Genomic DNA, 1,356 nt, shown 5'->3' on the forward strand with positions numbered 1-1,356 from the left:
GTAATTCGTAATTCGTAATTCGTAGTTCGTAATTGGTGATTTTTAATTTTTTATCGGTTCTCCAAATAATTCTGGTAATAATTCCCTGGTTTCTTCCAGAGAATCCAAGACTCGATAAGCCAAACGCCTAATTTCAATAGATGGTTCTTCGATATCGGGAACCATAATGGGACACATTCCCGCCTGAAATGCTGCTTCCACACCCACAAATGAATCCTCAAAAACAACACACCGCACAGGCTCAATATTTATCCGGCGACTAGCTTCCAAAAAAATATCTGGTGCTGGTTTACCCTCAGCCACATTTTCACTCGTGACAATTGTCGTGAAATATTGATTAATCCCAGCATTTGTTAAACGTCGGATAGCTCTAGTTCGAGCCGTCCCCGTGGCTAATGCAATAATCACACCAAGGTCATTTAATCTAGACAGCAAATCTAATACCCCTGGTTTCATTGGTAGACCTTCTCGCAATTCTCGCTCATCACCAATTTCGATGCGTTGGACTGTCACAGACTTAAATGGAAGATCGTCTCCGTAAATTTTTTTGAGTAATTTTTCCCGCCATGCCAAGTCTCGCCCGACAAACTCCATATATAAATCGTCGTTCATAATATAGCCATGATCTTTCAGAGCCTGTTTCCAAGCCCATCGCGCAATACTTTCCGTATCAAACAGCAGACCATCCATATCAAAAATTACGGCTCGGTAACTTGATAACACATTCAATGCCTTGATGCTTGTCAACATTTACTTATTTAACTATGTTTCCACCGAGGAATAAATAGGGTTTCTGCTGAAGATAAAAATAAAATATAAAAAATAGTGGAAAATTGTTGTGTCGTTAACGATTTTATTGATATACTTGTTTCACAGGTAAAACAGAAAGACTCTTTTATTGTCGTGTTTGGATTGTTGCCTAACTCTTGCTGCTTAACAGCATAAAGTATTTCGTATACTTTAATACAACTTCTCTTAGAAAGCAAATCAAAAAATGCAGATGAGTTTGCTATCTATGATTTTAGTTTTTTGCTTATTTAGCAAAGATAGAAAATAAATAGATATAGCCTAGCCAAAATAAAAGAGCAGGGGAACATATTGGGCTTTAAGTCCCAGTGTTAAAATATATGTCTCTTAGACTTGAATCAAATATATATTGAGTCTGTTGCAGCCATTAGTCAGAAAATTTATTTCTTAGCAGTTTTAGCAGCTTTATTTAGTTAAACCAATAGAAGAAATGTGACAGCAATTTGTTGATATTGGTACTTGTTTAATAACAGTAGTAATGCTTGATTAATGGCGTTGCTCAACAAGGCATCTAATTATCTAAAAATAATTTGTAAATAGGGTTTGCTG

General features: G+C 36.1%; 1 protein-coding gene. It reads right to left on the bottom strand.

Going from position 1 to position 1,356, the window contains the following annotated elements:
* Positions 1 to 42: 42 nt before the first annotated feature.
* A complete protein-coding gene (locus VB654_RS12590) occupies positions 43 to 750 on the bottom strand; it encodes an HAD family phosphatase (RefSeq protein WP_323214106.1) in 708 nt (235 codons plus the stop codon).
* Positions 751 to 1,356 lie beyond the last annotated feature (606 nt).

The sequence above is a fragment of the Nodularia sp. UHCC 0506 genome, from assembly GCF_034931045.1.
Taxonomy (GTDB): domain Bacteria; phylum Cyanobacteriota; class Cyanobacteriia; order Cyanobacteriales; family Nostocaceae; genus Nodularia.